At 44.3% G+C, this 26,462-nt stretch carries 11 protein-coding genes, 7 rRNA genes and 1 riboswitch (1 of these 19 cut by a window edge); of the genes, 16 read left to right on the top strand and 2 right to left on the bottom strand.

What is annotated here, in order from left to right; translation table 11 throughout:
* Positions 1-47 precede the first annotated feature (47 nt).
* The 7 genes from guaA to rrf (AC3ISB_RS01930) all read left to right on the top strand — a co-directional run bounded on the left by guaA (position 48) and on the right by rrf (AC3ISB_RS01930) (position 11,874).
* Positions 48-1,604, top strand: coding sequence for a glutamine-hydrolyzing GMP synthase (gene guaA / locus AC3ISB_RS01900; RefSeq protein WP_098373540.1), 1,557 nt, complete (start codon positions 48-50; stop codon positions 1,602-1,604).
* A 227-nt stretch (positions 1,605-1,831) separates the two neighbouring features.
* Positions 1,832-1,933, top strand: a riboswitch (purine riboswitch).
* Between the two features lie 106 nt (positions 1,934-2,039).
* Positions 2,040-3,371, top strand: a complete 1,332-nt coding sequence (locus AC3ISB_RS01905; RefSeq protein WP_489275409.1) for an NCS2 family permease — start codon at positions 2,040-2,042, stop codon at positions 3,369-3,371.
* 149 nt (positions 3,372-3,520) lie between these two features.
* A complete protein-coding gene (glcT, locus tag AC3ISB_RS01910; protein ID WP_098373541.1) occupies positions 3,521-4,363 on the top strand; it encodes a glucose PTS transporter transcription antiterminator GlcT in 843 nt (280 codons plus the stop codon).
* Positions 4,364-4,577: 214 nt separating this feature from the next.
* Positions 4,578-6,647, top strand: coding sequence for a glucose-specific PTS transporter subunit IIBC (ptsG, locus tag AC3ISB_RS01915; RefSeq protein ID WP_098373542.1), 2,070 nt, complete (start codon positions 4,578-4,580; stop codon positions 6,645-6,647).
* Between the two features lie 385 nt (positions 6,648-7,032).
* Positions 7,033-8,583 (top strand): 16S ribosomal RNA (locus AC3ISB_RS01920).
* 175 nt (positions 8,584-8,758) lie between these two features.
* Positions 8,759-11,691, top strand: a 23S ribosomal RNA gene (locus tag AC3ISB_RS01925).
* A 67-nt stretch (positions 11,692-11,758) separates the two neighbouring features.
* Positions 11,759-11,874 (top strand): 5S ribosomal RNA (rrf, locus tag AC3ISB_RS01930).
* A 115-nt stretch (positions 11,875-11,989) separates the two neighbouring features.
* On the opposite strand, the gene AC3ISB_RS01935 is transcribed toward rrf (AC3ISB_RS01930), so the two are convergent.
* Positions 11,990-12,202 (bottom strand): DUF3951 domain-containing protein, encoded by a 213-nt coding sequence (locus AC3ISB_RS01935; protein ID WP_489275411.1) that lies wholly within the window; start codon positions 12,200-12,202, stop codon positions 11,990-11,992.
* A gap of 573 nt (positions 12,203-12,775) precedes the next feature.
* Here AC3ISB_RS01935 and AC3ISB_RS01940 point away from each other — a divergent pair.
* The 8 genes from AC3ISB_RS01940 (at position 12,776) to AC3ISB_RS01975 (ending at position 24,229) form a co-directional block, all read left to right on the top strand.
* Positions 12,776-14,326 (top strand): 16S ribosomal RNA (locus AC3ISB_RS01940).
* A gap of 176 nt (positions 14,327-14,502) precedes the next feature.
* Positions 14,503-17,435, top strand: a 23S ribosomal RNA gene (locus AC3ISB_RS01945).
* 64 nt (positions 17,436-17,499) lie between these two features.
* A 5S ribosomal RNA gene (gene rrf, locus AC3ISB_RS01950) occupies positions 17,500-17,615 on the top strand.
* Together the 16S, 23S and 5S rRNA genes form the textbook arrangement of a ribosomal RNA operon.
* Positions 17,616-18,534: 919 nt before the next feature.
* Entirely contained in the window at positions 18,535-19,737 is a 1,203-nt protein-coding gene (locus tag AC3ISB_RS01955) for an MFS transporter (protein ID WP_098373844.1), read from the top strand.
* A 68-nt stretch (positions 19,738-19,805) separates the two neighbouring features.
* Positions 19,806-20,567, top strand: a complete 762-nt coding sequence (aroD, locus tag AC3ISB_RS01960) for a type I 3-dehydroquinate dehydratase (protein WP_098373845.1) — start codon at positions 19,806-19,808, stop codon at positions 20,565-20,567.
* A 60-nt stretch (positions 20,568-20,627) separates the two neighbouring features.
* Entirely contained in the window at positions 20,628-21,512 is an 885-nt protein-coding gene (locus AC3ISB_RS01965; RefSeq protein ID WP_098373846.1) for a quinate/shikimate dehydrogenase, read from the top strand.
* 272 nt (positions 21,513-21,784) lie between these two features.
* Positions 21,785-22,993, top strand: coding sequence for an MFS transporter (locus AC3ISB_RS01970; RefSeq protein ID WP_489275413.1), 1,209 nt, complete (start codon positions 21,785-21,787; stop codon positions 22,991-22,993).
* 222 nt (positions 22,994-23,215) lie between these two features.
* Positions 23,216-24,229 carry a LacI family DNA-binding transcriptional regulator gene (locus tag AC3ISB_RS01975; RefSeq protein WP_098373848.1) on the top strand — a complete coding sequence of 338 codons (1,014 nt, stop codon included), beginning with the start codon at positions 23,216-23,218 and terminating at the stop codon, positions 24,227-24,229.
* A 121-nt stretch (positions 24,230-24,350) separates the two neighbouring features.
* Here the strand turns inward: AC3ISB_RS01975 and AC3ISB_RS01980 are convergent, their stop codons facing one another.
* The gene (locus AC3ISB_RS01980) at positions 24,351-24,908 is read right to left on the bottom strand and encodes a shikimate kinase (protein WP_141992594.1); all 558 of its coding nucleotides are present in this window, start codon (positions 24,906-24,908) and stop codon (positions 24,351-24,353) included.
* Between the two features lie 790 nt (positions 24,909-25,698).
* Between AC3ISB_RS01980 and AC3ISB_RS01985 the strand changes: the two genes are divergently transcribed.
* A 16S ribosomal RNA gene (locus tag AC3ISB_RS01985) occupies positions 25,699-26,462 on the top strand; it runs 787 nt beyond the window's last position.

A 26,462-nucleotide genomic window follows, 5' to 3' on the forward strand; every position in this document is an offset into this window, starting at 1 on the left:
TTATCACTCGATTTTATGAGTGAATTACATTGATAGAGGTGACGTTTGTGCCGGGGAAAACAGAATTGCAAAAAAACCAGGAAATGATCGTAGTACTTGATTTCGGAAGCCAATATAATCAATTGATCACTCGTCGTATCCGCGAATTTGGTGTGTACAGTGAGCTTCATCCTCATACAATTACTGTAGAAGAAATCGAGAAAATGAACCCAACGGGAATAATTTTCTCAGGGGGTCCGAACAGTGTTTATGATGCAAATGCATTTGGTTGCGATGAACGCATATTCGAAATGGGCCTTCCGATTTTCGGTATTTGTTATGGCATGCAGCTTATGACTAAACATTTTGGCGGTAAGGTGGAGCCAGCGAAAAACCGTGAATACGGAAAAGCGACACTTTCCATTCAAAATGAGTCTAAGTTATTCAGCGACCTGCCGAAAGAACAGATCGTCTGGATGAGCCATGGTGATCTAGTGGTGGAAACGCCTGAAGGTTTCCAAATTGATGGGACGAACCCATCTTGCCCAATTTCGGCTATGAGTGACGAGTCACGCAAATTATATGCCGTGCAATTCCATCCTGAAGTCCGTCATTCCGTATACGGTAATGACATTTTGAAAAATTTCGTATTCGGCGTTTGTGGCTGTAAAGGTGACTGGTCAATGGAGAACTTCATTGAAATTGAGATGGAGAAAATCCGCCAAACGGTCGGGGATAAAAAAGTGTTATGCGCATTGAGTGGCGGTGTGGATTCATCCGTGGTTGCTGTATTGATCCATAAAGCGATTGGCGATCAGCTGACATGTATTTTCGTTGATCATGGGTTACTTCGTAAAGGGGAAGCCGAAGGTGTAATGGAAACATTCAGAGAAGGCTTCAATATGAACGTAATCAAGGTCGATGCAAAAGAACGTTTCCTATCGAAACTTGCTGGCGTTTCAGATCCAGAACAAAAACGGAAAATCATCGGTAACGAGTTCATCTACGTATTCGATGACGAAGCAACGAAGCTCGAAGGAATTGATTTCCTTGCACAGGGTACACTTTACACAGACATTATCGAGAGTGGTACAGCTACTGCACAAACAATTAAATCGCATCACAACGTTGGCGGTCTGCCGGAAGATATGCAATTTAAATTGATTGAGCCTTTGAACACTCTATTCAAGGATGAAGTGCGTGCACTTGGTAGTGAAATGGGCATTCCGGATGAAATCGTTTGGCGTCAACCATTCCCGGGTCCAGGTTTAGGTATTCGTGTATTAGGTGAAATTTCAGATGAAAAACTTGAAATCGTTCGTGAATCTGACCATATCTTACGTGAAGAAATTAAAAAGAATGGTTTAGAACGTGAAATCTGGCAGTACTTTACGGTGCTTCCTAACATTCGAAGCGTAGGGGTAATGGGCGACGCGCGTACGTATGATTATACAATCGGGATCCGTGCGGTTACATCCATTGACGGAATGACGTCCGATTGGGCAAGAATCCCTTGGGATGTACTTGAAATCATCTCAACGAGAATCGTTAATGAAGTAAACCATGTAAACCGCGTCGTGTATGACATTACGTCTAAGCCACCTGCAACGATTGAGTGGGAATAAAAGATTAAAATCATTTAATCAGTGAAGGAATTAACCTTCACTGATTTTTTTTTGGTTAAAATAATTTTTGAATATGTAGATTACTTACATTTCACGTATGTTGGCGAATATATGGCCATAATAAGTAAGGAATATATAGCGAAAAGCGAACATTGCCTAAAATTACATAAAAAATATTCGTTTGGTATATTGACGATTATTTTAGTGATTGGTACACTATACCTATAATAATAAAAAAACATAATTGTCGTATAATATTGGGGATATGGCCCAAAAGTTTCTACCAAGCTGCCGTGAACGGCTTGACTACGATGTGTATGGATTGGCGAGTATGGATAAACCGCCACTTCTTTACATGACCGCAGTCAAGCCCCGTTCGAAAGTGAATGGGGCATTTTCTGTTGGCTTATGATTTTATGATAGGGGAGACTCATAATGAAAAATTATTTTCGGTTTAACGAGCTGGGAACTAATTATCGCCGTGAAATACTTGGCGGTCTAACTACGTTCCTTTCAATGGCATATATCCTGGTTGTTAACCCTGTGATGCTGACTTTACAAAGCATCGAGGACTATCCGGATGAATTGAGAATGGACTACGGAGCGGTTTTTGCAGCTACCGCCTTAGCAGCCGCAATTGGCTCGATATTGATGGGACTTATAGCCAGGTATCCAATCTCTCTTGCCCCGGGCATGGGATTGAATGCTTTCTTCGCTTTTACCGTTGTACTTGGTTTTGGGATTCCTTGGCAGACGGCTTTATCAGGGGTATTGATATCAGGTATAATATTCGTTTTGCTTTCATTATCGGGAATACGTGAGAAAATCATTAATGCAATTCCGGTCGAATTGAAATACGCAGTTGGAGCCGGTATCGGTTTGTTCATTACCTTTGTAGGGTTTCAGAATGCTGGAATCATCACGAATAATGACAGTGTACTTGTCGGACTGGGCGACTTGACATCAGGAAATACTTTATTGGCTGTGTTCGGAATTGTCGTAACCGTCATTTTGATGACGAGAGGCGTCAAAAGCGGCGTGTTCATAGGAATGGTCATTACGGCCATTGCAGGAATGATCTTTGGGCAAGTTCCGGTGCCGGAGAAAATAATCGGTGCCGTTCCTAGCATAGCGCCAACATTCGGGGTTGCGTTCGATGCCTTCGGAAATCCCGGTGATCTTTTCACTGGTCAAATGTTAATCGTAATATTGACCTTCTTGTTCGTAGCTTTCTTTGATACAGCCGGTACGTTAGTGGCTGTTGCGCAACAAGCTGGACTGATGAAGGATAATGTACTTCCTAGAGTGGGAAAAGGGTTACTTGCTGATTCATTATCCATCGTTTCAGGTGCAATTCTTGGTACATCCACCACGACATCATATGTAGAGTCTACATCAGGTGTTGCTGCTGGTGCTCGAAGCGGTTTTGCGGCTGTAGTGACAGGGTTGCTGTTTGTCCTATCCCTTTTCTTCTTCCCGCTTCTTTCAGTTGTGACATCTGCGGTGACTGCGCCGGCATTGGTTATAGTCGGAGTGTTAATGGCATCATCACTTAAAAGTATTGACTGGCAGAAGTTCGAAATTGCGGTACCGGCCTTCTTTACGGTCATCATGATGCCTATGACATATTCAATTGCGACAGGTATAGCTTGCGGATTCATCTTCTATCCTATCACCATGTCGATGAAAGGAAGAGCTAAAGAGGTTCACCCAATCATGTGGGGTCTTGGAGTCGTCTTCCTGCTATATTTCATTTTCTTGAAGTAATTATGCAAGTAAGTAAGGAGAGTCCCGATTTCGGGGCTCTTCTTTCATGTTGTAAGAGAAAGCTCATATCGTGTATAGTAAAAAGACTAAGTATTAAGTACTTTATCCTGTACGGGGCATAGGGACTTTGAGAAAAAAGAGGGAGAAAAATGAATGGCTTTATCGTTGAAAAGGTTTTGAACAATAACGTGGTGATTGCCACGCATCCGTCGTATGGAGAAGTCGTTTCTATTGGAAAGGGCTTAGGCTTCAACCGAAAGAAGGGCGAAGAGTTAAGTCCGGAACTTGCGGAGAAAACGTTTGTCCTGAAAAATGTTAAGGAACAGGAAAGTTACAAAAAACTTTTGCCGCAGATCGATCAAAATCTTCAAGCTGCCATTATAGAATCCATTCATCTCATTAACGACCGAGTAACTGGGAAACTCAATGAACATATACATGTCGGTTTAACTGATCATTTATTGTTCGCCCTTCAGCGTGTTTCACAAGGAATGACTATCAAAAACCCATTCTTGAAAGAAACGATAACCCTTTATCCTTTTGAACATGATATTGCTGTTGATGTAATCGAATTAATTCAAGATAAGACAGGCATAGGCCTGCCCCAAGGGGAAATTGGTTTTATTACGCTTCATATTCATAGTGCAATATCAAATAAAGACTTATCGGAAGTCAATCAGCATTCGCAGTTAATCTATCATCTTATCCAGGTCGTTGAAGAACAGCTCAACGTAAAAATTAATAAGGATAGCATAGACTATTCACGTTTGGTCCGTCATTTAAGATTCATGATAGACAGGGTGTTGGCAGGGGAACAAGTAGAGGAACCCGAAAAAATAGCAATGCTATTGAAAGAAGAATATCCTCTGTGTTACAATATCTCTTGGAAGCTAATAAAAATTATGCAGCAGAAATTAGGCAGACCGGTTTGTGATGCGGAAGCTGTCTATCTAACGATGCATATCCAGCGATTACAAAAGAAAATTAAATAAACATACATTAACTTACGTGTTACTGATTCGATCAGGCATAAGTGAGGAGAATGATTGTTATGAAAGAGGGTATTATATACCTGAATTTTCATTTCAATCCTATCTTTGCTTATGCCTTTTTTGTATTTGAATTCTGATGCGTGGGAAGATGAATACCATCGTTAAATGTAACCGTTTTATTAGCGTGGAAAAACAGTAAAGAGGAGGAAAACCTATGTTTAAGAAGTTGTTTGGTGTTTTGCAAAAAATCGGAAAAGCTTTGATGCTTCCTGTAGCCATTTTACCAGCGGCCGGAATTTTGCTTGCGTTTGGTAATGCACTGCAAAACGAAACTTTGTTGGATATCGCCCCGTTTCTTGCGAGTGGCGGAGTGGAAATGGTTGCATCGGTAATGGAGAATGCCGGAAATATTATTTTTGGGAATCTTCCCTTGTTGTTTGCTGTGGGGGTCGCAATTGGGTTAGCTGGCGGAGAAGGTGTTGCCGGCCTGGCTGCGATTATCGGGTTCTTGATTATGAATGTAACGATGGGAACTGTTCTTGGGATTGACACTGCCGACATTGAGAGCAATGGTGCGGTGTATAGTAATGTTCTGGGAATCCCGACGTTGGGGACGGGCGTGTTCGGCGGTATTATTGTCGGTGTCATGGCTGCTGTTATGTATAATAAATTTTATGAAATTGAACTGCCTTCTTATTTAGGATTCTTTGCAGGTAAACGATTTGTACCCATTGTAACAGCCGCAAGCGCAGTTATTCTTGGGTTGTTGATGATTTTAGTTTGGCCGACGATTCAATCGGGGTTAAATTCATTTTCCGAAAATATGTTGGGTGCTAACCTGACTCTGGGAGCTTTCGTGTTTGGGGTTGTAGAACGTGCGTTGATTCCTTTCGGATTGCATCATATCTTCTATTCGCCATTCTGGTTCGAGTTTGGCAGCTATATCCCTCAAGGCGGGGGAACGCCAGTCAGAGGAGACCAAGCCATCTTCATGGCACAAATTAAAGATGGTGTACAGAATTTAACGGCAGGTACCTTCATGACTGGTAAGTATCCATTCATGATGTTCGGGTTACCAGCTGCGGCTTTGGCCATTTATCATGAAGCAAGACCGGAAAGAAAGAAAATAGTCGGGGGCTTGATGGCTTCTGCGGCACTTACATCTTTCTTGACGGGGATTACTGAGCCACTTGAATTTGCATTCTTATTTGTTGCACCGGTACTTTTCGGGATCCACTGTCTGTTTGCGGGTCTATCATTCATGACCATGCATTTACTGGACGTAAAAATCGGGATGACGTTTTCTGGTGGTTTGATCGATTACGTACTGTTCGGTTTAATTAATCCGCAAACCAATGCATGGATCGTTATTCCGGTTGGTTTGGTCTTTGCGGTTATCTATTACTTTGGATTCCGATTTGCGATAAGGAAATTTAACCTTAAAACTCCTGGCCGTGAAGTGGAAGAAGATGAGGAAGCGGAAGGAACTGCAAGTACAGCTGGAAGTCTTCCTGGAGATATCTTGGATGCTATGGGCGGAAAAGAAAATATTTCTCACTTGGATGCATGCATTACCCGTCTTCGTGTATCAGTCAATGACATCGGTAATGTTGATAAAAATAGGTTGAAGAAACTTGGTGCCGCTGGAGTTCTGGAAGTGGGTAATAACATCCAGGCAATCTTCGGACCGCGTTCAGAAACTATCAAGGGGCAAATGAAAGATATCATCGATGGAAAAAGGCCTCGTAAAGTAGAAGCGTCTCCTGAAGTAGGTGTGGAAAAACAAATTGAGGATGTCGTCCCGAAACCTTTACGGACGGATGAAGTTTCCGAGCGTTTTGTTTCTCCTATTAAAGGGGAATTAAAACCGATCACGGAAGTGCCTGATGCAGTTTTTGCTGAAAAAATGATGGGTGATGGATTTGCAATTGTACCGGAGGAGGGGTTGGTTGTTTCTCCTGTAGACGGTACTATCGTTAACCTATTCCCGACTAAACATGCAATAGGTATCGTTTCCGAAGCTGGACGTGAAATCTTGATTCATGTCGGGATCGATACAGTTAAGTTAGAAGGCAAAGGTTTCGAAGCACTTGTCGCTCAAGGAGATAAAGTGACAAGCGGACAGCCACTTCTTAAAGTTGATATAGAGTATGTCAAAAACAATGCCAGCTCTATCATTACGCCAATCGTCTTTACTAACCTTTCCGAAGGTGAAAGTGTGAAGATTGAAAAGGCCGGAAATGTAGATAGGGAAGAAGCGGACGTAATTTCCATCAATAAATAATCATTAATAACAGGAGGGCAGCTATAATCGGCTGCCCTCTTTGTTATTGATAATTCATTAGCAGGGTCCGGCTTCCATAGAAAGAAAGTAGTGTATATATAGAAGAAGGTGGTTCATGAAAAAAAATGAAAGGGATTTTAAAAGATTAAATTGACTTATCTATATGCAAGTGCTAATATATTAAATACACCGCTTGAGACAAAAAAGATAAACAAGTAAATGATAACTAGTTGTTGACTTTATGTTCGAAAGGTGTTAAGATAATTAAGTCGCTAAAGAAGCGATGGAAAATATTGCTCTTTGAAAACTGAACAAAACAAAGCGCCAACGTTAAATTTTAAGTGAGCACACACTATCAAAAAAGCAAATGAGCAAGTCAAACATTTCTTCGGAGAGTTTGATCCTGGCTCAGGACGAACGCTGGCGGCGTGCCTAATACATGCAAGTCGAGCGAATCGACGGGAGCTTGCTCCCTGAGATTAGCGGCGGACGGGTGAGTAACACGTGGGCAACCTGCCTATAAGACTGGGATAACTTCGGGAAACCGGAGCTAATACCGGATACGTTCTTTTCTCGCATGAGAGAAGATGGAAAGACGGTTTACGCTGTCACTTATAGATGGGCCCGCGGCGCATTAGCTAGTTGGTGAGGTAATGGCTCACCAAGGCGACGATGCGTAGCCGACCTGAGAGGGTGATCGGCCACACTGGGACTGAGACACGGCCCAGACTCCTACGGGAGGCAGCAGTAGGGAATCTTCCGCAATGGACGAAAGTCTGACGGAGCAACGCCGCGTGAACGAAGAAGGCCTTCGGGTCGTAAAGTTCTGTTGTTAGGGAAGAACAAGTACCAGAGTAACTGCTGGTACCTTGACGGTACCTAACCAGAAAGCCACGGCTAACTACGTGCCAGCAGCCGCGGTAATACGTAGGTGGCAAGCGTTGTCCGGAATTATTGGGCGTAAAGCGCGCGCAGGTGGTTCCTTAAGTCTGATGTGAAAGCCCACGGCTCAACCGTGGAGGGTCATTGGAAACTGGGGAACTTGAGTGCAGAAGAGGAAAGTGGAATTCCAAGTGTAGCGGTGAAATGCGTAGAGATTTGGAGGAACACCAGTGGCGAAGGCGACTTTCTGGTCTGTAACTGACACTGAGGCGCGAAAGCGTGGGGAGCAAACAGGATTAGATACCCTGGTAGTCCACGCCGTAAACGATGAGTGCTAAGTGTTAGAGGGTTTCCGCCCTTTAGTGCTGCAGCTAACGCATTAAGCACTCCGCCTGGGGAGTACGGCCGCAAGGCTGAAACTCAAAGGAATTGACGGGGGCCCGCACAAGCGGTGGAGCATGTGGTTTAATTCGAAGCAACGCGAAGAACCTTACCAGGTCTTGACATCCTCTGACAACCCTAGAGATAGGGCTTTCCCCTTCGGGGGACAGAGTGACAGGTGGTGCATGGTTGTCGTCAGCTCGTGTCGTGAGATGTTGGGTTAAGTCCCGCAACGAGCGCAACCCTTGATCTTAGTTGCCAGCATTCAGTTGGGCACTCTAAGGTGACTGCCGGTGACAAACCGGAGGAAGGTGGGGATGACGTCAAATCATCATGCCCCTTATGACCTGGGCTACACACGTGCTACAATGGATGGTACAAAGGGCTGCAAACCTGCGAAGGTAAGCGAATCCCATAAAGCCATTCTCAGTTCGGATTGCAGGCTGCAACTCGCCTGCATGAAGCCGGAATCGCTAGTAATCGCGGATCAGCATGCCGCGGTGAATACGTTCCCGGGCCTTGTACACACCGCCCGTCACACCACGAGAGTTTGTAACACCCGAAGTCGGTGAGGTAACCTTCATGGAGCCAGCCGCCTAAGGTGGGACAGATGATTGGGGTGAAGTCGTAACAAGGTAGCCGTATCGGAAGGTGCGGCTGGATCACCTCCTTTCTAAGGATAATTACGAGAGCGCTTTTGTTTTGTTCAGTTTTGAATGAGTAATTCATTCAAATAGGAAAGAGAAGCATCACGATGTGATGGATTCTTTCTGCTTTGTTCCTTGAAAACTAGATAATAGATAGAAGGCAATTAATTTTTTTCAAAGCATCTGTAAGACTTTTTTAACGGTTAAGTTAGAAAGGGCGCACGGTGGATGCCTTGGCACTAGGAGCCGATGAAGGACGGGACTAACACCGATATGCTTCGGGGAGCTGTAAGTAAGCTTTGATCCGGAGATTTCCGAATGGGGAAACCCACTGTTCGTAATGGAACAGTATCTTTACCTGAATACATAGGGTACTGAAGGCAGACCCGGGGAACTGAAACATCTAAGTACCCGGAGGAAGAGAAAGCAAACGCGATTTCCTGAGTAGCGGCGAGCGAAACGGAATTAGCCCAAACCAAGAGGCTTGCCTCTTGGGGTTGTAGGACACTCAACATGGAGTTACAAAGGAACGGGGTAAATGAAGTGACCTGGAAAGGTCCGTCGAAGAAGGTAAAAACCCTGTAGTTGAAACTTCGTTCCCTCCTGAGTGGATCCTGAGTACGGCGGGACACGAGAAATCCCGTCGGAAGCAGGGAGGACCATCTCCCAAGGCTAAATACTCCCTAGTGACCGATAGTGAACCAGTACCGTGAGGGAAAGGTGAAAAGCACCCCGGAAGGGGAGTGAAATAGATCCTGAAACCGTGTGCCTACAAGTAGTCAAAGCCCGTTAATGGGTAATGGCGTGCCTTTTGTAGAATGAACCGGCGAGTTACGATTTCATGCGAGGTTAAGTTGATGAGACGGAGCCGCAGCGAAAGCGAGTCTGAATAGGGCGAATGAGTATGAGGTCGTAGACCCGAAACCAGGTGATCTACCCATGTCCAGGGTGAAGTTCAGGTAACACTGAATGGAGGCCCGAACCCACGCACGTTGAAAAGTGCGGGGATGAGGTGTGGGTAGCGGAGAAATTCCAATCGAACCTGGAGATAGCTGGTTCTCTCCGAAATAGCTTTAGGGCTAGCCTCAAGATGAGAGTATTGGAGGTAGAGCACTGATTGGACTAGGGGCCCCCAACGGGTTACCGAATTCAGTCAAACTCCGAATGCCAAATACTTATTCTTGGGAGTCAGACTGCGAGTGATAAGATCCGTAGTCGAAAGGGAAACAGCCCAGACCACCAGCTAAGGTCCCAAAGTATACGTTAAGTGGAAAAGGATGTGGAGTTGCTTAGACAACCAGGATGTTGGCTTAGAAGCAGCCACCATTTAAAGAGTGCGTAATAGCTCACTGGTCGAGTGACTCCGCGCCGAAAATGTACCGGGGCTAAACGTATCACCGAAGCTGTGGATTGACACCATTAGGTGTCGATGGTAGGAGAGCGTTCTAAGGGCGTTGAAGTCAGACCGGAAGGACTGGTGGAGCGCTTAGAAGTGAGAATGCCGGTATGAGTAGCGAAAGAAGGGTGAGAATCCCTTCCACCGAATGCCTAAGGTTTCCTGAGGAAGGCTCGTCCGCTCAGGGTTAGTCGGGACCTAAGCCGAGGCCGAAAGGCGTAGGCGATGGACAACAGGTTGATATTCCTGTACCACCTATACATCGTTTGAACGATGGGGGGACGCAGAAGGATAGGGTAAGCGCGCTGTTGGATATGCGCGTCCAAGCAGTTAGGCCGGAAACGAGGCAAATCCCGTTTCCATTAAGGCGGAGCTGTGATGGCGAGGGAAATATAGTACCGAAGTTCCTGATTCCACGCTGCCAAGAAAAGCCTCTAGTGAGATGTAAGGTGCCCGTACCGCAAACCGACACAGGTAGGCGAGGAGAGAATCCTAAGGTGTGCGAGAGAACTCTCGTTAAGGAACTCGGCAAAATGACCCCGTAACTTCGGGAGAAGGGGTGCTTTTTAGGGTGAATAGCCCAGAAAAGCCGCAGTGAATAGGCCCAGGCGACTGTTTAGCAAAAACACAGGTCTCTGCGAAGCCGCAAGGCGAAGTATAGGGGCTGACACCTGCCCGGTGCTGGAAGGTTAAGGGGAGAGGTTAGCGCAAGCGAAGCTTTGAACCGAAGCCCCAGTAAACGGCGGCCGTAACTATAACGGTCCTAAGGTAGCGAAATTCCTTGTCGGGTAAGTTCCGACCCGCACGAAAGGTGTAACGATCTGGGCACTGTCTCAACGAGAGACTCGGTGAAATTATAGTACCTGTGAAGATGCAGGTTACCCGCGACAGGACGGAAAGACCCCGTGGAGCTTTACTGCAGCCTGATATTGAATTTTGGTACAGCTTGTACAGGATAGGTAGGAGCCTGAGAAGCCGGAGCGCTAGCTTCGGTGGAGGCGTTGGTGGGATACTACCCTGGCTGTATTGAAATTCTAACCCGCGCCCCTTATCGGGGTGGGAGACAGTGTCAGGTGGGCAGTTTGACTGGGGCGGTCGCCTCCTAAAGAGTAACGGAGGCGCCCAAAGGTTCCCTCAGAATGGTTGGAAATCATTCGTAGAGTGTAAAGGCACAAGGGAGCTTGACTGCGAGACCTACAAGTCGAGCAGGGACGAAAGTCGGGCTTAGTGATCCGGTGGTTCCGCATGGAAGGGCCATCGCTCAACGGATAAAAGCTACCCCGGGGATAACAGGCTTATCTCCCCCAAGAGTCCACATCGACGGGGAGGTTTGGCACCTCGATGTCGGCTCATCGCATCCTGGGGCTGTAGTCGGTCCCAAGGGTTGGGCTGTTCGCCCATTAAAGCGGTACGCGAGCTGGGTTCAGAACGTCGTGAGACAGTTCGGTCCCTATCCGTCGCGGGCGCAGGAAATTTGAGAGGAGCTGTCCTTAGTACGAGAGGACCGGGATGGACGCACCGCTGGTGTACCAGTTGTCTTGCCAAAGGCATAGCTGGGTAGCTACGTGCGGACGGGATAAGTGCTGAAAGCATCTAAGCATGAAGCCCCCCTCAAGATGAGATTTCCCATGGCGCAAGCTAGTAAGATCCCTGAAAGATGATCAGGTTGATAGGTCAGAGGTGGAAGCGTGGCGACATGTGGAGCTGACTGATACTAATAGATCGAGGACTTAACCAACGCTTTTTAAAAAATGAAATACCTTCTTATTATTATCTAGTTTTGAAGGAACAACGTTCCTTTTATGTTTGGTGGCGATAGCGAAGAGGTCACACCCGTTCCCATTCCGAACACGGCAGTTAAGCTCTTCAGCGCCAATGGTAGTTGGGGGTTTCCCCCTGTGAGAGTAGGACGCCGCCAAGCCATTTAAAAAGATCAGCCATCCGGCTGGTCTTTTTTTTGTTTCATAAGGTCATGAAGAAAGATGGCTGTTTTCGCATACATTGTTGCTTTCTTGACCACATAATAAAAGACTGCTTTAAACGGTCTTGTCGTTATTTGATTTCTCTTCATATTGAATGGGATGCTTGGTATCCTGTATTGGATTATCTTGTATATCGTCACCTTTAATTCCCATTGTGATGTCATCATAAGGTGTATATCTATTTGAAGGCGTTGCTTTCTTTTTAAGCAGCCGATAACAAACAAAGCCTATTGCAGAAATAACAAATAAAGTATAAACATATGCCATTTAATCACTCCTTAAAAAAGATTACTTACTACTTTATTTTATTATATCCCATAATATTCCTTTATCCAAAAACAACAAACTTTACGAAAACAGCCAAAAAGATAAAAACCTTGAAGGCTTTGTCGGGATAACTTCAGATCTGTCCAACTAATGTGTGTATTTTCCTTAAACAAAACGGACTCTTGAAACCATTCTTGAACTCACTTTGAGAGAAGAAAATATTTATTGTGAAATGTGTTGACTTTATGGCAGGAAAAGATTAATATAAATAAGCACCAACTAAGACAAACGAAAAACTTCATCACTTTCGGTGAATTTCTGAAAGAAATAACTATTGACTTCTTACTATGAAAATGATAAGATGAAATGGTCGCTGAAAAACACAGCGATTTAAAATAAGTTAAAAACTTCGCAGAAGTTGACAACTAATCAATAAAGTGTTATGATGAATAAACAGCCGTTCGTAAGGACGATTGTGAAATTGCTCTTTGAAAACTGAACAAAACAAAGCGCCAACGTTAAATTTTAAGTGAGCACACACTATCAAAAAAGCAAATGAGCAAGTCAAACATTTCTTCGGAGAGTTTGATCCTGGCTCAGGACGAACGCTGGCGGCGTGCCTAATACATGCAAGTCGAGCGAATCGACGGGAGCTTGCTCCCTGAGATTAGCGGCGGACGGGTGAGTAACACGTGGGCAACCTGCCTATAAGACTGGGATAACTTCGGGAAACCGGAGCTAATACCGGATACGTTCTTTTCTCGCATGAGAGAAGATGGAAAGACGGTTTACGCTGTCACTTATAGATGGGCCCGCGGCGCATTAGCTAGTTGGTGAGGTAATGGCTCACCAAGGCGACGATGCGTAGCCGACCTGAGAGGGTGATCGGCCACACTGGGACTGAGACACGGCCCAGACTCCTACGGGAGGCAGCAGTAGGGAATCTTCCGCAATGGACGAAAGTCTGACGGAGCAACGCCGCGTGAACGAAGAAGGCCTTCGGGTCGTAAAGTTCTGTTGTTAGGGAAGAACAAGTACCAGAGTAACTGCTGGTACCTTGACGGTACCTAACCAGAAAGCCACGGCTAACTACGTGCCAGCAGCCGCGGTAATACGTAGGTGGCAAGCGTTGTCCGGAATTATTGGGCGTAAAGCGCGCGCAGGTGGTTCCTTAAGTCTGATGTGAAAGCCCACGGCTCAACCGTGGAGGGTCATTGGAAACTGGGGAACTTGAGTGCAGAAGAGGAAAGTGGAATTCCAAGTGTAGCGGTGAAATGCGTAGAGATTTGGAGGAACACCAGTGGCGAAGGCGACTTTCTGGTCTGTAACTGACACTGAGGCGCGAAAGCGTGGGGAGCAAACAGGATTAGATACCCTGGTAGTCCACGCCGTAAACGATGAGTGCTAAGTGTTAGAGGGTTTCCGCCCTTTAGTGCTGCAGCTAACGCATTAAGCACTCCGCCTGGGGAGTACGGCCGCAAGGCTGAAACTCAAAGGAATTGACGGGGGCCCGCACAAGCGGTGGAGCATGTGGTTTAATTCGAAGCAACGCGAAGAACCTTACCAGGTCTTGACATCCTCTGACAACCCTAGAGATAGGGCTTTCCCCTTCGGGGGACAGAGTGACAGGTGGTGCATGGTTGTCGTCAGCTCGTGTCGTGAGATGTTGGGTTAAGTCCCGCAACGAGCGCAACCCTTGATCTTAGTTGCCAGCATTCAGTTGGGCACTCTAAGGTGACTGCCGGTGACAAACCGGAGGAAGGTGGGGATGACGTCAAATCATCATGCCCCTTATGACCTGGGCTACACACGTGCTACAATGGATGGTACAAAGGGCTGCAAACCTGCGAAGGTAAGCGAATCCCATAAAGCCATTCTCAGTTCGGATTGCAGGCTGCAACTCGCCTGCATGAAGCCGGAATCGCTAGTAATCGCGGATCAGCATGCCGCGGTGAATACGTTCCCGGGCCTTGTACACACCGCCCGTCACACCACGAGAGTTTGTAACACCCGAAGTCGGTGAGGTAACCTTCATGGAGCCAGCCGCCTAAGGTGGGACAGATGATTGGGGTGAAGTCGTAACAAGGTAGCCGTATCGGAAGGTGCGGCTGGATCACCTCCTTTCTAAGGATAATTACGAGAGCGCTTTTGTTTTGTTCAGTTTTGAATGAGTAATTCATTCAATAGGAAAGACAAGCATCACGATGTGATGAAATTCTTTCTGCTTTGTTCCTTGAAAACTAGATAATAGATAGAAGGCAATTAATTTTTTTCAAAGCATCTGTAAGATCTTTTTTAACGGTTAAGTTAGAAAGGGCGCACGGTGGATGCCTTGGCACTAGGAGCCGATGAAGGACGGGACTAACACCGATATGCTTCGGGGAGCTGTAAGTAAGCTTTGATCCGGAGATTTCCGAATGGGGAAACCCACTGTTCGTAATGGAACAGTATCTTTACCTGAATACATAGGGTACTGAAGGCAGACCCGGGGAACTGAAACATCTAAGTACCCGGAGGAAGAGAAAGCAAACGCGATTTCCTGAGTAGCGGCGAGCGAAACGGAATTAGCCCAAACCAAGAGGCTTGCCTCTTGGGGTTGTAGGACACTCAACATGGAGTTACAAAGGAACGGGGTAAATGAAGTGATCTGGAAAGGTCCGTCGAAGAAGGTAAAAACCCTGTAGTTGAAACTTCGTTCCCTCCTGAGTGGATCCTGAGTACGGCGGGACACGAGAAATCCCGTCGGAAGCAGGGAGGACCATCTCCCAAGGCTAAATACTCCCTAGTGACCGATAGTGAACCAGTACCGTGAGGGAAAGGTGAAAAGCACCCCGGAAGGGGAGTGAAATAGATCCTGAAACCGTGTGCCTACAAGTAGTCAAAGCCCGTTAATGGGTAATGGCGTGCCTTTTGTAGAATGAACCGGCGAGTTACGATTTCATGCGAGGTTAAGTTGATAAGACGGAGCCGCAGCGAAAGCGAGTCTGAATAGGGCGAATGAGTATGAGGTCGTAGACCCGAAACCAGGTGATCTACCCATGTCCAGGGTGAAGTTCAGGTAACACTGAATGGAGGCCCGAACCCACGCACGTTGAAAAGTGCGGGGATGAGGTGTGGGTAGCGGAGAAATTCCAATCGAACCTGGAGATAGCTGGTTCTCTCCGAAATAGCTTTAGGGCTAGCCTCAAGATGAGAGTATTGGAGGTAGAGCACTGATTGGACTAGGGGCCCCCAACGGGTTACCGAATTCAGTCAAACTCCGAATGCCAAATACTTATTCTTGGGAGTCAGACTGCGAGTGATAAGATCCGTAGTCGAAAGGGAAACAGCCCAGACCACCAGCTAAGGTCCCAAAGTATACGTTAAGTGGAAAAGGATGTGGAGTTGCTTAGACAACCAGGATGTTGGCTTAGAAGCAGCCACCATTTAAAGAGTGCGTAATAGCTCACTGGTCGAGTGACTCCGCGCCGAAAATGTACCGGGGCTAAACGTATCACCGAAGCTGTGGATTGACACCATTAGGTGTCGATGGTAGGAGAGCGTTCTAAGGGCGTTGAAGTCAGACCGGAAGGACTGGTGGAGCGCTTAGAAGTGAGAATGCCGGTATGAGTAGCGAAAGAAGGGTGAGAATCCCTTCCACCGAATGCCTAAGGTTTCCTGAGGAAGGCTCGTCCGCTCAGGGTTAGTCGGGACCTAAGCCGAGGCCGAAAGGCGTAGGCGATGGACAACAGGTTGATATTCCTGTACCACCTATACATCGTTTGAACGATGGGGGGACGCAGAAGGATAGGGTAAGCGCGCTGTTGGATATGCGCGTCCAAGCAGTTAGGCCGGAAACGAGGCAAATCCCGTTTCCATTAAGGCGGAGCTGTGATGGCGAGGGAAATATAGTACCGAAGTTCCTGATTCCACGCTGCCAAGAAAAGCCTCTAGTGAGATGTAAGGTGCCCGTACCGCAAACCGACACAGGTAGGCGAGGAGAGAATCCTAAGGTGTGCGAGAGAACTCTCGTTAAGGAACTCGGCAAAATGACCCCGTAACTTCGGGAGAAGGGGTGCTTTTTAGGGTGAATAGCCCAGAAAAGCCGCAGTGAATAGGCCCAGGCGACTGTTTAGCAAAAACACAGGTCTCTGCGAAGCCGCAAGGCGAAGTATAGGGGCTGACACCTGCCCGGTGCTGGAAGGTTAAGGGGAGAGGTTAGCGCAAGCGAAGCTTTGAACCGAAGCCCCAGTAAACGGCGGCCGTAACTATAACGGTCCTAAGGTAGCGAAATTCCTTGTCGGGTAAGTTCCGACCCGCACGAAAGGTGTAACGATCTGGGCACTGTCTCAACGAGAGACTCGGTGAAATTATAGTACCTGTGAAGATGCAGGTTACCCGCGACAGGACGGAAAGACCCCGTGGAGCTTTACTGCAGCCTGATATTGAATTTTGGTACAGCTTGTACAGGATAGGTAGGAGCCTGAGAAGCCGGAGCGCTAGCTTCGGTGGAGGCGTTGGTGGGATACTACCCTGGCTGTATTGAAATTCTAACCCGCGCCCCTTATCGGGGTGGGAGACAGTGTCAGGTGGGCAGTTTGACTGGGGCGGTCGCCTCCTAAAGAGTAACGGAGGCGCCCAAAGGTTCCCTCAGAATGGTTGGAAATCATTCGTAGAGTGTAAAGGCACAAGGGAGCTTGACTGCGAGACCTACAAGTCGAGCAGGGACGAAAGTCGGGCTTAGTGATCCGGTGGTTCCGCATGGAAGGGCCATCGCTCAACGGATAAAAGCTACCCCGGGGATAACAGGCTTATCTCCCCCAAGAGTCCACATCGACGGGGAGGTTTGGCACCTCGATGTCGGCTCATCGCATCCTGGGGCTGTAGTCGGTCCCAAGGGTTGGGCTGTTCGCCCATTAAAGCGGTACGCGAGCTGGGTTCAGAACGTCGTGAGACAGTTCGGTCCCTATCCGTCGCGGGCGCAGGAAATTTGAGAGGAGCTGTCCTTAGTACGAGAGGACCGGGATGGACGCACCGCTGGTGTACCAGTTGTCTTGCCAAAGGCATAGCTGGGTAGCTACGTGCGGACGGGATAAGTGCTGAAAGCATCTAAGCATGAAGCCCCCCTCAAGATGAGATTTCCCATGGCGCAAGCTAGTAAGATCCCTGAAAGATGATCAGGTTGATAGGTCAGAGGTGGAAGCGTGGCGACATGTGGAGCTGACTGATACTAATAGATCGAGGACTTAACCAACGCTTTTTTAAAAATGAAATACCTTCTTATTATCTAGTTTTGAAGGAACAACGTTCCTTTTATGTTTGGTGGCGATAGCGAAGAGGTCACACCCGTTCCCATTCCGAACACGGCAGTTAAGCTCTTCAGCGCCGATGGTAGTTGGGGGTTTCCCCCTGTGAGAGTAGGACGCCGCCAAGCCATTTCAAAGATCAGCCATCCGGTTGGTCTTTTTTGCGTTATGAACCAAAAGTTTCTAAAAAAATTATGAAGCCCCGTTATTTCTATATATAGAAGTAGTTATATAACCCCTGAGAGAGGCTGAAATCGAAAATTGTTTTTCATTTTGAGAATCGTTTTGACCCATCCCTCAACTTAGGATATAAGCGAGACATTCTTCCAGCCTTACTTAGACAGGGATATGGGTTATTCAATTCGATTGCAAATAACTGGGGAATTGGATTTAAATAAGCAGCAGTACATATATTTTGGCTAAAAAGAAATTTATTCAGAAACTGGTAACTAAAAAAGTAGGGAATACCGAAATAGAAGGGGGTCCTCATAAATGATAAAATACTTTGTGCCACAGCAAATAAAAATATTCTTCATCTTGTATGAGCGGTAATAAATCCAAGGTATGGCTGAACTTATAAGATAAATGAGATCGAAAATGAGCACTTCGAAATTTAGAAATAAAGAGTATGAGGAATCTCTTTATAGTTATTAAGGACCGCTCGTGAGTTTGACACAATTAAATTAGCGCAGTATAATAATCCAGTAGAACGATATACTAAATAAAGTTAACTAATTAACTTTGGCATAAGTGTAAATTCAATACCTTTTGAATTCAGAAACTAATTGCTCTGAATAATTAGTAGAACGATATACCAAGGAATTGTTGGTAGAACGATGTACTAACATTAAGATTAGTAGAACGATATACTAGTTATGCGAAAAGTTAGTAGAACGATATACTAACTGAAGTCGGTTAACCTAATGAAGTTTATTGTTTTTATTTAGTACGTAAATTTGTATTTATGGTATGGGGCAAGGGGGCAGCTTCTGAAAGGCTTAAGAATCAAATTGCATTTCGATAACTTTTTTAATAGGGGTGTGTTTCATGAAAAATCCATTTATAAAAATGGCCACAGGTTTATATATTAGCTATTTTATTTTAGGCATGATCAATATTATCATCGGGTCAAATATGGAGAATTTGTCCAATCAATTAAATACAAGTGCCTCAGGGATAAGTTACTTGGTTTCTGCTATAGGAATCGGTAAGTTAGTTTCCTTGTTTTTCGCCGGTAGACTGTCGGATAAATTAGGAAGGAAACCATTTGTTGTTTCAGCATCTTTTATCTACCTGATATTCCTCATAGGTATACCTTTGGCTCCTAACTATACATTGGCATTTATATTTGCTGTATGTGCTGGTATTGCAAACTCATTTTTGGATGCTGGTACGTATCCAGCACTTATTGAGGCTTTTCAAAAGAAAGCTGGTTCCGCAACCGTATTAATAAAAGCGTTCGTTTCAGTCGGTGCCGCACTTCTTCCATTTATCATGGCGTTCTTTATAGCTAGAGATATGTTTTACGGGTATACATTCTTCTTAATGGCTGCTGTTTATCTTGTTAATGGATTTTTCCTGCTTAAGGTTTCATTTCCGGATCATAAAGCTCAAAGCCAGACTCAAGATGATGCACAAGCTGTGCCGCTTCAACACCAATTCCTCTCAAAACCGAAGTTTGGCCAGGAGGGGGTGGCCGTCATACTATTAGGCTTCACATCAACTGCTTTATTCATGCTGGTTCAAGTCTGGCTCCCGAACTTTGGACAAGATGTATTGGGGCTAACCCAGGCTAAGGCTGTTCAATTGCTTAGTTACTATAGCATTGGCTCCCTTGTTTCTGTCATTTTACTAGCAGTTCTATTGAATAAAGTAATTAAGCCCATTACCGTCATGATTATCTATCCGATCATTGCAGCATTATCTTTATTGTCACTCATTTATATCCAACAACCATTTATAACTGTTTTGAGCGCTTTCTTCATTGGGCTTTCAACTGCAGGGGTGTTCCAATTGGCCATGACAATAATAACAGAGTTCTTCCCTGCCAATAAAGGGACGATTACTTCATATGTAAACATTGCAGCTAGTTCAGCATTTATCATCATACCTTTCGTTACAGGTATCATTTCTAAGAGTGCTGGTTTAACTGCGGTCTTCTTGTTTGATGTGGCAATTGCGGTAGTTAGTATTTTATTGGCAGTATTCGTTGCCTATCGATACAAAAAGGTAATTAAGATTTCCAATTAAACGGTCTAGCCGAACATCAGAGGGGCATGAATCCCCACTGATGATAATGATAAAAGGGGGAAACATCCATGAAAACAATCACGATTAAAGACGTAACGATCGGAGAAGGGGTTCCAAAGATCATCGTTCCACTGATGGGGACAACTGAAGAAGAACTGCTTAAAGAAGTTGAAACGGTAAATGCGCTACAGCCGCATATCATTGAATGGCGAGTAGATGTTTATGAACAAGTTGAAAGCTTAGAAGCCGTTTCGGATATGATTTCTAAACTTAGAAGTGCTGTACCCAATACTTTGCTGCTTTTCACTTTTAGAAGCCATAAAGAAGGCGGGAACAAGGAAATCAGCGATGAATATTATTTCAAGCTTCTTCATGCAGCAATTGGAACGAAGAATATTGATCTTGTCGATGTGGAATTGTTTTTTGAAGAATCATCAGTGAAGGAGACTGTAAAAGTAGCTGAGGAAAATGGCGTATACGTAGTAATGTGTAACCATGATTTCGATAAGACACCAGCAAAAGAAGAAATCATTTACCGATTGCGTAAAATGCAGGAATTTGGCGCCCATATTCCAAAAATCGCTGTAATGCCGCAAACTGTTGGTGACTTACTCGTTTTATTAGATGCAACTTACACGATGAAAACAAAGTATGCCGATCGTCCATTCATTACGATGTCAATGTCGGGCACAGGTCTGGTCAGTCGATTATCAGGCGCGGTGTTTGGATCTGCTTGTACATTCGGTGCCGGAAAAGAAGCATCTGCCCCAGGACAAATTCCTGTTACTCAATTAAGGGATGTATTGGAGATCATTGATCAAAACATTTAACTCATAATTCCTTCCAAGAAGGAATTTATATAAGTTTTTAAAAATCAGGGGGAATAGAACATGGAAAATTTAGGACGTATTAATGGGAAAACGGAATTGGTAGGATTGCTGGCAACACCTATCGGACACTCTTTATCACCTGCCATGCATAATTTGGCTTTCGATAAATTAGGCTTGAATTGCGCCTATTTAGCATTTGAAGTAGGAAACGAACAGCTGGAAGATGCAGTCAAGGGGATGCGTGCATTAAATGTAAAAGGATTTAACGTATCCATGCCTAATAAAATGAAAATACTTCCATATCTTGATGAATTGGCAGACAGTGCTAAATTTTCCGGGGCCGTTAATACAGTTGTCAATGTTGATGGTAAGTTCGTAGGTCACAGTACCGACGGAATGGGGTATACCCGGAACCTAAAAGAACATGGTATAGATATTAAAGGCAAGAAAATGACTCTTATCGGTTCTGGTGGGGCTGCTACTCCAATTGCCATTCAATCTGCGCTGGAAGGTGTGGCGGAAATCAGCATTTTTGCTCGTGATGATGCTTTCTTCCCGCAAGCAGTAGAGAATGTACGAATCATCAATGAAGATATGAAGCACTTAAATGTGAAAGCCAATGTATATCCTCTTGAAAATGTTGAACAATTAAAGGCTGAAATCGCAACTAGTGATATTTTGGCAAATGGAACTGGTGTTGGCATGAAACCACTTGAAGGCTTAAGTGTCATTCAAGACGAATCAATGCTGCGTCCTGATTTAATCGTAACCGATGTTGTTTACATCCCACGTAAATCTAAACTAATGGAACAAGCTGAGGCTGCCGGTGCTACAGCTATTAATGGTCTTGGGATGATGCTTTGGCAAGGCGCATTGGCCTTTGAATTATGGACAGGTCAACAGATGCCTGTTGATTACATCAAAGAGCAATTGTTTGCAGAATAAGATGATTCCACTCTGGAGATTATTCTCCATTTTATCGTAATAGAGGTTTATTCATACTCGATGTGCATCATCGTTATATGATTACCATCAAATGAGTGCAGAAACCTCGGAGCTAAGAAAATGCAGGGAGTGAAATCCCTTGTTTTTCTTAGCGTTTTTTTTTGAAAAGTATTTAAATGGATATCATAAAGGGGAGGCTTTAATGTAATTACATTTTGCATTAAAGGGTTCTTGGGGAGAAACACAACGTGATTTATTATAGGGGTGTAATAATGAAAAATCAGTATTATAAAGCGGCATCTGGCATGTATATTAACTATTTTCTGCTGGGGATGGTTAATATAATTCTCGCCTCAAACATGACCTCTTTAACAAAACAATGGGATACGGACTCTACCGGCATCAGTTATCTTATTGCAGCAATAGGAATAGGCAGATTACTCACGTATGGTCTCTCGGGAGTATTATCAGATAAATTTGGAAGAAAGCCATTGATTATTGTCTCTTCGGTAATAATGGGAGTTTTTTTAATTGGGATTCCATTTTCCCCCACATATGAAATGGCCTTTGTATTTGCTTTACTTGCGGGAATTTCCAACTCAGCCATGGATGCTGGTACATATCCGGCGCTAACTGAAATGTTTCCTGAATCTGCTGGTTCCGCCAGTGTTATGGTCAAGGCTTTTGGTTCACTTGGTGCAACAATTCTACCATTCCTCATCTTGTTTCTTACTAGGAACCAATTATTTTACGGGTTTGCATTTTTATTACCAGCTGTCATCTATTTCATGAATATGATCTTTATGTTGTCCGCTTCATTTCCAAAAAGCAAATCCGATGCTGTCAGTCATGAGGAGGGTTTGCATATGAACAGGTTCATAACTGAACCTAAATTTTGGAGCGAAGGAGTCGCACTAATCATAATTGGGTTTACATCAACTGCGTTATTTACAGTTTCGCAAATCTGGTTACCGAGTTTCGGCCAGGAAGTTGCAGGGATGCCATCTTCAGGTGCAATTAAATTATTGAGCTATTATAGTGTTGGATCACTGATTTCCGTCCTGGTATTATCCATCTTATTAAACAAATGGATTAAGCCTGTGACGGTGATATTGCTTTATCCAATGATTACTTTACTTACGGTAATCATCATATTAACGATACATTCACCTATTGTCTTAAGTATTAGCTCCTTTTTCCTTGGAGCATCGACAGCTGGAATATTTCAATTAACCATTGCAATAATGACTGAACTTTTCTGGAGGAAAAAAGGAACTGTAACAGGTATCGTTGCGACGGCATCCAGTTTGGCGAGCGTCATTTTACCAATTGCAACGGGCTTGATCGCTAAGAGTGGGGATATATCGCATATATTTCTTTTCGATTGCTTTATTGCAACTATAGGAATCCTAGCTGCAGCTTTTGTTTATTACCGGTATAAAAAATTGACACAGCACCAGACCATATTTAACCACGGCTAAAAAATATTGAAGGATTATTAAAACTCCATCTTCTAAAACTAGGGTGGCGTTTTTTTGGGACTGTTGAATATTGGATATAGATGTATTGGAGTGTTATTAATCGATGAGATACCCATGTTCCAAAAGCAAAGGTGTAATATTGACAGTAACTATATTATTATTATAGTAAGAACATGATAATAATAAGTAGATCAAAAATACATTCAAGATGGTGATTGAACTATGAAACAATCCAAAAAAGGGCGGGTCACGCTGCAAGAGGTAGCGAAACATGCTGGGGTATCTACATCCACTGCTTCCCTTATCGTTCGTAATAACCCCCGAATATCGGAAGCGACGCGAAAAAAGGTATTAAAATCCATGCATGAATTAGGCTATGTTTACGATAGAATTGCAGCAAACCTAAGGTCGCAGAGTTCCGATACTGTAGGAATCATTATTACCGACATATCAAATACCTTTTTTTCTGAATTCCTGATAGGCGTTCACGATGCATTGGATGAGGTCGGATATACAGTGTTGCTGGGGACTACATTCGACTCGGTTGCCAAGCAAGACCATCTCCTTTCGACCATGATGGAACATAGGGTGGGAGGCCTGATTCTTTGTCCTGTCTCTGAAAGCTCACAAGATACAATTGAACGGTTAAATGAAATTGACACGCCGATGGTCCTTGCTGTTAGGGAACTACCTGGAGTGAATAGCGACTATGTAGGCATAGACTATCCAGAAGGAGCCAGGATTGCTGTTGAGCATCTCCTTGGAAAGGGGCATAAAAGAATTGCGCTCCTTGGTGGCATCAAGGAATCTTCTACTTGGATCGAGAGAATGGAGGGATACCGTGAAGCTCTTTCAAGAGCGGGATTGGAAGTGGATGAATCGTTGGTGATTGATAGTGCCCCTACACGGGAAGGGGGGCTGGAGGCTGTATTAAAAGTACTTGAGAATCCTAATCCGCCTACGGCGATTTTTTGCTTTAGTGACTTAATTGCCTTCGGTGTTATGCAAGGATTAATGATGAAAGGATATACACCTGGAAAAGATATAGATATCGTAGGGTTCGATAACGTTCCAGTCGCAGAAATCTATCATCCTCCGCTAACGACCATTTCCTCATTCCCTAGACGCATTGGAAAAGAGGCAGCGAATCTTCTGTATCAACAAATGGAGAAAATTGAACGTGAACAACAGCGAATCATATTGAATCCAGAACTGATTATTAGAGAGTCTTCCTAAAAAAGAAAAATAAAAAGGTGATTAGTTTACAGGAGGCTAGGTATCCATACCGCTGTACCCTTTTCATCTTTTCTATTATTCTTTTATTGGGAACATTGACTACATAACAAAAAGGATGTTCTTACTTAAGCGGTTCATAAATATCCCAGGCCACTTTCAATGAATCGACTATGAAGTCTGCCACTTCATCAACATCAAGATCATTGGTATTCACTTTTGAATGATGATAGGAGTATATTTCTTGTCTGGTGTAAAAGAGTTCTTCGATTTCCTCAAGGGACCGACTTTGTAAAACAGGTCTACTATCAATTAGTAAGCCTATTCTCTCTTTCCAGTATTCCCAAGATAAGTCCAGATAAAAGACAATGCAATTGGATAAACAGATATTCCGTATATCCTCTTGTAAAAATGCCCCGCCTCCTACTGAAATGATTTTCAATTGTTGTTGACTAAAGTTTTCAATCACACTTTTTTCTTTTTCGCGAAAAGTTTTTTCCCCAAACTTCTTGAATATTTCTGTAGTGGGCATATTGAATTCCTTTTCAATTTCTTGATCTATATCAATAAAGTCCCTATATAATTTCCTTGCTACTTTCTGACCGATCGTCGTCTTTCCTACTCCCATAAAGCCAATAAAAACGATACTTTGCATCCTCAAAGATGTGTTTTTATTAATCATTTATAAATCCCTCTCCCAACTATTTTTATAATGATTAAAAGTCTCTCCTGAAATTTTTAAAATATATTTATTATAGTATAAGAAAGTAAAATTGTAAAAAAATTTTTTAATATTTGGACAATGAAATTCCGTGATTTAACGGTTTATTTTAAATCAATCCATTCGAAAGGAACAATCAGTTTTCATTATTCGATTTATACATCTATTTATACGTTTCTTCATCTATACAGTTTGTTATTGCCGTTACCTATCACTTGCAAGCTTTATGGATTTTTCCAAAAGCATTACTAGGTTGAAGGGGGATGTGTTTCAAACGGGTCTTTGAATTAATTAAATGGGTGGGAGCAATGATTTTGTTTGATTATATGTTTTAAGCGGAAGCCAAGGTACGACAAGTGCATTTATTCCTACTTACAGTGATTAAATCATTTAACAAAGAAATGTTTGAAATGTGTTGACTTTATATTGGGAAAGGATTAATATAAATAAGCACCAACTAAGACATGCGAAAAACTTCATCACTTTCGGCAGATTGCTGAAAGAAATAACTATTGACTTCTTACTATGAAAATGATAAGATGAAATGGTCGCTGAAAAACACAGCGATTTAAAATAAGTTAAAAACTTCGCAGAAGTTGACAACTAATCAACGAGATGTTATGATGAATAAACAGCCGTTTGAAAGAACGATTGTGAAATTGCTCTTTGAAAACTGAACAAAACAAAGCGCCAACGTTAAATTTTAAGTGAGCACACACTATCAAAAAAGCAAATGAGCAAGTCAAACATTTCTTCGGAGAGTTTGATCCTGGCTCAGGACGAACGCTGGCGGCGTGCCTAATACATGCAAGTCGAGCGAATCGACGGGAGCTTGCTCCCTGAGATTAGCGGCGGACGGGTGAGTAACACGTGGGCAACCTGCCTATAAGACTGGGATAACTTCGGGAAACCGGAGCTAATACCGGATACGTTCTTTTCTCGCATGAGAGAAGATGGAAAGACGGTTTACGCTGTCACTTATAGATGGGCCCGCGGCGCATTAGCTAGTTGGTGAGGTAATGGCTCACCAAGGCGACGATGCGTAGCCGACCTGAGAGGGTGATCGGCCACACTGGGACTGAGACACGGCCCAGACTCCTACGGGAGGCAGCAGTAGGGAATCTTCCGCAATGGACGAAAGTCTGACGGAGCAACGCCGCGTGAACGAAGAAGGCCTTCGGGTCGTAAAGTTCTGTTGTTAGGGAAGAACAAGTACCAGAGTAACTGCTGGTACCTTGACGGTACCTAACCAGAAAGCCACGGCTAACTACGTGCCAGCAGCCGCGGTAATACGTAGGTGGCAAGCGTTGTCCGGAATTATTGGGCGTAAAGCGCGCGCAGGTGGTTCCTTAAGTCTGATGTGAAAGCCCACGGCTCAACTGTGGAGGGTCATTGGAAACTGGGGAACTTGAGTGCAGAAGAGGAAAGTGGAATTCCAAGTGTAGCGGTGAAATGCGTAGAGATTTGGAGGAACACCAGTGGCGAAGGCGACTTTCTGGTCTGTAACTGACACTG

The sequence above is a fragment of the Peribacillus sp. GL_122 genome (assembly GCF_057835005.1).